The following is a 5,962-nucleotide window of genomic DNA, read 5'->3' on the forward strand; positions in this document are numbered from 1 at the left end:
TCAACCACACCGCTTTACTTGGTAAATAGCAACAAAGTATGCGAAAACAGCCTAATTAATAGAGGTTTACTCGTGAAACTCTAAAAGTGAGCGCCCCTTAATAGAAGGGGCGCCTCTTTATGTGATTAATTGTTTCTGAAAATGGAAAAGTTCAATCCCAATGCGAAGGTGACCCATGCTATATAGGGAATCATCGCTAAACCGGATGCACGGTCTATTCTATAAAACTCGAATGCCGTTAAAGTAATCAGGGTCAGAAGTGCAGCCATTTCAATAAAGGCCGTTCCGCGCAATCCCCATTTGAAGAATAAAAAAGACCATAAGAAATTTAACCCTAGTTGAGTATCATAGAGGCGTTCAGCGGACTTCGATTCTTTTTCTTTGGATGCAATGCGATATTTCGCTATTCCCATAATCGTATAAAGGCTTGTCCAAGCAACGGGGAAAGTCCAGGAAGGAGGAGCAAATGCAGGCTTCTTGAGTTTATCATAAATTTCTTTTGAATTTCTTGTGGCGAGTATACCCACGAGTGAACCTCCGACCACAGGTACCAATAAACTTTTAGCAAATTTTCCGTAGTTCATCATGAATCCACTTCTTTCTTCATAATTTGGATGTTCTTATACCTTTACCTATTCATATGAAAATAAAACATGTTCTTTAATGACAAAGTGTAACTTTCTTCCAAATTATACGTCGGTACTATTAAGAAAAGGGGGGATACCGATGAACCGTAAAACAATGATGCTTATGTTCTGTTTGTTACTTTTTCTTGCTGGATGCAGCAGTAATGAAAAAGATGATTCGGCATCTAAGGCACAGGATGAAACGGCGGACAGTAAAATGGACGCTTCAATTTCCGGGAATAAGGTGCAGGAAGAAGCAGCGGAAAAGGAAGGGATGACGGATGAAAGAAAGGTCATCCATCAAGCACAGCTTGAGCTGAAGGTGAAGAACCTTGAAAAAGCACAAATGAAGATTGAGAATAAGGTGGCTGAATATGGCGGATATGTGGTCGAGTCCAATGTATACAGGGAAGATGAAGAACTGGTGGAAGGAACGATCACTGTACGGGTCCCTGAAGCCCATTTTCAGGATTTTCTGACCGATAGCGAGGGCGAGGCTTCAGAAGTGGTCGGAAGGAATGTGACAGGACAGGATGTAACGGAGCAATATGTAGATCTAAAAGCAAGATTGAAATCAAAGAGGGCAGTAGAGGAAAGATTACTTGCATTCATGAAGGATGCTGAGAAGACGGAAGATTTACTGAAAATATCATCAGACCTTGCCGTGGTGCAAGAAGAAATAGAGCAGCTGACCGGGCAAATGAAGTATCTTGAAAACCAAACCTCATATTCGACGGTTACCATCACGTTATCGCAGGACCGGATAGTTGTGCCAGGCATTGATAATAAGGAATGGAATACATGGGAGAGAACGAAGAAACAACTTGCAACAAGTGCGAATCTATTACTTAAAGCGGGTTCAGGAATCATTGTTTTCATAATAGGAAACTTGCCTATCCTCATTATTTTAGGCGGAGCTGGTGCGGTGGTCCATTGGGCAATCAAAAGAAGGGGAAAAAGATGAAAGGCAGAAATAGAGGGTGCCAATTAGATTGGGCACCCTCTGACATTTATTTATTCCGTTTATGCAAGCCGGTCGCATAATACAGGGCCACTAACAGTAAGATCCAAATCGGACCGACGATTAGAGCGATTCTTGTATCTGCTGAAAAACCGAGAACGACCATTACGAATACTAAAAAGGCTAAAGTGAAATAAGAAGTGAATGGGAAAAGCGGCATTCTGTAAGACAAGCCTTGCTTTTCTCCCTGACTCATTTTCCGTCTGGACATGATCTGTGTGATAAGTATGGTTCCCCATGTCCAGAGGGCGCCGAATGTAGCGACACTTGTGACGTATGTGAAAACTTTATCGGCTTCCATGTAGTTAAGGTAAACACCGAAAAGAAGCACGGCAGCCGAAACGATGATGGCAACGCCAGGAACGCCTGACTTTGTAGTACGTTCGAAACTTTTTGGTGATTCTCCTTGCTGCGCCAGGTTGAATAACATTCTTCCTGTACTGAAGATCCCGCTGTTACAAGATGAAAGGGCTGCTGTCAGTACGACAAACTGAATGATTCCTGCTGCGCCTGGTATACCGATTTTATCAAACATCATAACGAATGGGCTGTTTTCTCCATTCATTTCATCCCATGGAGTGATTGATAAAATGACTGTCAGAGCTAAAACGTAAAAAAGTAAAATCCGATAAAAAACGGTATCGATGGCTCTTTTTAAAGATTTTTCAGGATTTTTGACTTCACCTGCGGTTACTCCAAGCATTTCAATTCCCAAATAGGCGAACATGACCATTTGGAAAGAGAGGATGACACCGGAAATACCATTAGGGAAAAACCCTCCATGTTCAACAAGGTTGCCGAAACCGACTGCGATTCCGCCGTTCCCCAGTCCGAAGAAGATCATTCCGAAGCCAAGGACGATCATAAGGATGATCGTAATGATTTTCACTAAGGCGAACCAAAACTCCAATTCACCATATGCTTTTACAGCAAGAAAGTTAATCGTCGTCATGATGGCAAGAGCGGCTAACGCCCAAGCCCATTGCGGTGTATCAGGGAACCAAAATTGCATATAAATTCCGACTGCGGTAATTTCAGCCATACAGGTGGCAATCCAAACGAACCAGTAATTCCATCCGGTTATATATCCGGCAAGAGGACCGACAAATTCGCTAGCATAGCGACTGAAAGAGCCTGCGACAGGATTTTTAATCGCCATTTCCCCTAGTGCACGCATGATAAGATAAATCATAAGCCCGCCAATGGCGTAGGAAATGATGATGGCTGGGCCGGCTAATTTTATCGCAGATGCCGAGCCGAGAAATAAACCGACTCCAATGGCTGCGCCAAGAGACATTAATGCGATATGTCTTTCTTCCAAACCTCTATGTAGTTGAGATTCTTTGGAGTTTTGCATAATTTTCCCCTTTTCTATGTTGGAGTTTATTTTCTCTATCTAGCATTTTATCACTAGTAGAGGTGAATACATATAATTTATTGATTTTTCACATAATATTACAACTAAATAATATATTTTAATAGGAAGAATGTAAAGTAAAAAATGAAAACGCTTACTAAAAGGTGATCCAAACAATTTTAAGCGTATTTATAATCTTTCAAAACTATTAGAATGCTATTCAAACAAAATATAATTATGTGATTTTTCTAAAAATTTAGACTTTATCAAGTGGAAAAGCTGGCCCAAAATAAAGAACAGCATGTCCGTTCCACCAAAGCCAGATGGCGGAAGCTCAGTCAGGATGATCTACAAAGGTAGCGATTATGCTGATACCGATTTTAAATACCTCATTTCGGTTACGCCCGAAGGCATCTACAGGACTCTGTTCATACCACTCCGGTAAGAAGCCATTCCATGAATCGATTGATACGGATTTCCAGAGAAGTCGATCTTATATGTGAAGTTATGGGGAATATTGTCAAAAAATGAGAGAAAACGGCCAGTGAGGCTTAGCGGAATTCAGGGGAATAGCCCGGGAAATATCGAAGGCTGTTATGGAAATGAAAATGATACGAAAAACCGTCACAAATTCAATTTACAGTTTCAGTATGTAGTTCTTAAAAAAACCGTAGACAAACTCGGTGAAGTCGAGTTTGTCTACAGCTTTAACCAATAGCATGCTACTGACGGTTTTTTTTACTCAGTTTTATAAGAAGACTTTGAATGAAACTCAATAACAATGATCCGATTAAAGCTCCCCAAAATGAATGTATTACAAAGCCACTGACAGCATAGGAAGTGATTTGAAATGTGAAGGCATTGATAATGAAAGAAAACAACCCGAACGTCAGGATGGTGATTGGCAATGTGATAAGCAGGAGAATGGGTCTAACCAGCAAGTTCATGATCGATAATATAAAAACCGCCAGCAAGGCTGTTCCGTAAGATTTAATCGTGATGGAGTCGAGAAGCCAGTCAATAACGAGCAATACCAGCCCGTTGATAAGAAAACGCATTATTATGTTCATGAATAACTCCTCCTGAAGGCACTTTACTACAAGTCATTATACTAAAATTTCATGAATTTCAGTAATATGTTTGCAGAATTGTCACAAAAAAAGAGGAAAGCTATGTATTTCCCCAGAGTCGAAAGGACCTTGTTACTAAAAAGGGGTCCAGTAGATTTCAGAAACCCGCTTCCTTTCCGCCGACTGTCTGCCAAGCCTCATCAAAGCAAGCGCCTGTGGGGTCTCGGCTAGTCAGTTATTTGGCAGGAGTGTCGGTATCATCCGATATAAAAAGTAAACCATGAAGGGGAAGCAAGTCTTGTTTTAAAAACACCGTTCGTCTACATTCTTTTCATTTAAAAAGGTCCAGTAGATTTCAGAAACCTGTCCCTTTCCGCCGAAACAATCACCATTTGTCTGCAAAATGCACCCATTAGGTTCTATTTAGTTGTGGGCAATGAACTTTTCGAATTCACTTAATTCCAATGTGTTTTTCAATTTCGGGTTGGTGTTTAAGGAAAGCAGGGCACTTTCGATGAGAAAGATTCGCGGTTCAGCGTTTTGTAATAATTCCTCTTGGATAAAGTGAATCAATTTTAAGTTTTTGACACGTTCCGCTTCATCATCTTGGCATAGCCTCAAGATCATCTTTTTTAGGCCATTGGCAGAGTGCAGGAGTGCTGTATGAAAATCCTGCTGTGTATGGAAGCACTCAGGCAGCCATTGCTTGATGAGATCGGGTTCCAAAAGCTGTGCTTTTGACGAGCTGACATCTTCGAAAATCGATTTAATCCTATCTACACAATAACGGATAATTTCAGTAGGGTTGAAATCGGGCTCTTTAGCCAAGGCATTAAAATGAATCGTTTGGTGCATCATCCCCGAGTAGAGAATGGCACAGTCCAAAATATAAGGTTTTTTATCAGCACCGAAAATGTCCAGAAACCGTTTGGATAGCCAATGGATATGCTGGAATTTAGCATGTGTTATGAAGTTCTTAAGTTCTGTATCATTTGAAATCATTACTTCTTCATATAAGAAAAAGATTTTATTGTTTTTGTTGGAGTGCATTTGTAATTCGGATTGTTTGATGAATATTTCAATATCTGCAAGGTTTTGCCCAATCAGCAATTCATTCCGCTCTTTTTCGAATTTTTCTTGCGAATTCAGGAAGACTGCCTTAAGCAATTCGCTTTTAGAAGAAAAATAGTTATAAAATGTTCCTTTTGAAATGCCGCTATAATCTAAAATATCCTGAATGGAAGTGGCTTGATAACCCTTTTCAATAAATAATTGGTGTGCATATTTAACTACCAGTTGTTTGCGCTCATTCATATATATCACCCTTACTCTTATTGGACGGTCATTTTAACGTAATAGTATCTTATTTTCTATACGAACACAAACCAGTATGTTTACAATTTCTCCAGCGAAATAAGGGGGAGGGCCTTTTGTTTCAGTCCGATTATGAAGAGTTCTGCTGTAGTTGAGGTTCACAAAAGCAATGAAACATTCAGTTTCTGCCTCCTTCTATCCGATATGTAAATAAAGCTTGATGAAGTGAACAAAGTCACAGGTGATCACTTCGGTTTGTTATAAGATAAATAGAAGGAAATAGGTAAATAGCGCAAAGTATCCATGAATATTCGTGGTCATTCTCGATTACTGCCCCATTGGTAGGAGAAATGATAAAATCACTTGTCATGAAGGAATATTGGGTATAAGGGTCGTATACCATTATTAGGAATTCCGATCTGTCGATAAGTTGTTGTATCAACATTTATATTTTTTTGGTTATCCGTATTATGGTAAAAATTGAAGTCGTTTTATCAACGGAAATATAATGAATTGATTATTATATTAAAATTATTATAAATAAGTATTGATTTTTTTCTGAGAAGCTTTATCA

Annotated in this window: 5 protein-coding genes; 1 reads left to right on the plus strand and 4 read right to left on the minus strand. The window is 39.6% G+C overall.

What is annotated here, in order from left to right; genetic code table 11:
- Positions 1 to 125 precede the first annotated feature (125 nt).
- Complete coding sequence (locus ACFVSH_RS21985; protein WP_387707818.1) at positions 126 to 587, minus strand: TspO/MBR family protein; 462 nt, start codon at positions 585 to 587, stop codon at positions 126 to 128.
- 139 nt (positions 588 to 726) lie between these two features.
- On the opposite strand from ACFVSH_RS21985, the gene ACFVSH_RS21990 reads away from it, so the two are divergent.
- Positions 727 to 1,590: a DUF4349 domain-containing protein gene (locus ACFVSH_RS21990; protein ID WP_387707820.1), complete on the plus strand. Its 864-nt coding sequence runs from the start codon at positions 727 to 729 to the stop codon at positions 1,588 to 1,590.
- A 46-nt stretch (positions 1,591 to 1,636) separates the two neighbouring features.
- On the opposite strand, the gene ACFVSH_RS21995 is transcribed toward ACFVSH_RS21990, so the two are convergent.
- From ACFVSH_RS21995 to ACFVSH_RS22005, 3 genes are all read right to left on the minus strand, one after another.
- Entirely contained in the window at positions 1,637 to 3,004 is a 1,368-nt protein-coding gene (locus ACFVSH_RS21995) for an amino acid permease (RefSeq protein WP_387603867.1), read from the minus strand.
- 722 nt (positions 3,005 to 3,726) lie between these two features.
- Entirely contained in the window at positions 3,727 to 4,074 is a 348-nt protein-coding gene (locus tag ACFVSH_RS22000) for a phage holin family protein (RefSeq protein WP_387603865.1), read from the minus strand.
- 423 nt (positions 4,075 to 4,497) lie between these two features.
- A complete protein-coding gene (locus tag ACFVSH_RS22005; protein WP_387707822.1) occupies positions 4,498 to 5,388 on the minus strand; it encodes a TetR/AcrR family transcriptional regulator in 891 nt (296 codons plus the stop codon).
- Between the last annotated feature and the right edge of the window lie 574 nt (positions 5,389 to 5,962).

The sequence above is a fragment of the Peribacillus sp. NPDC058002 genome, assembly GCF_042886655.1.
In the GTDB taxonomy this organism is placed as follows: domain Bacteria; phylum Bacillota; class Bacilli; order Bacillales; family DSM-1321; genus Peribacillus; species Peribacillus aracenensis.

Bases quoted from the DNA above. Each gene is read 5' to 3' on its own strand.
- ACFVSH_RS21985 (WP_387707818.1), bottom strand. From the start codon at position 587: ATGATGAACTACGGAAAATTTGCTAAAAGTTTATTGGTACCTGTGGTC.
- ACFVSH_RS21990 (WP_387707820.1), top strand. From the start codon at position 727: ATGAACCGTAAAACAATGATGCTTATGTTCTGTTTGTTACTTTTTCTT.
- ACFVSH_RS21995 (WP_387603867.1), bottom strand. From the start codon at position 3,004: ATGCAAAACTCCAAAGAATCTCAACTACATAGAGGTTTGGAAGAAAGA.
- ACFVSH_RS22000 (WP_387603865.1), bottom strand. From the start codon at position 4,074: ATGAACATAATAATGCGTTTTCTTATCAACGGGCTGGTATTGCTCGTT.
- ACFVSH_RS22005 (WP_387707822.1), bottom strand. From the start codon at position 5,388: ATGAATGAGCGCAAACAACTGGTAGTTAAATATGCACACCAATTATTT.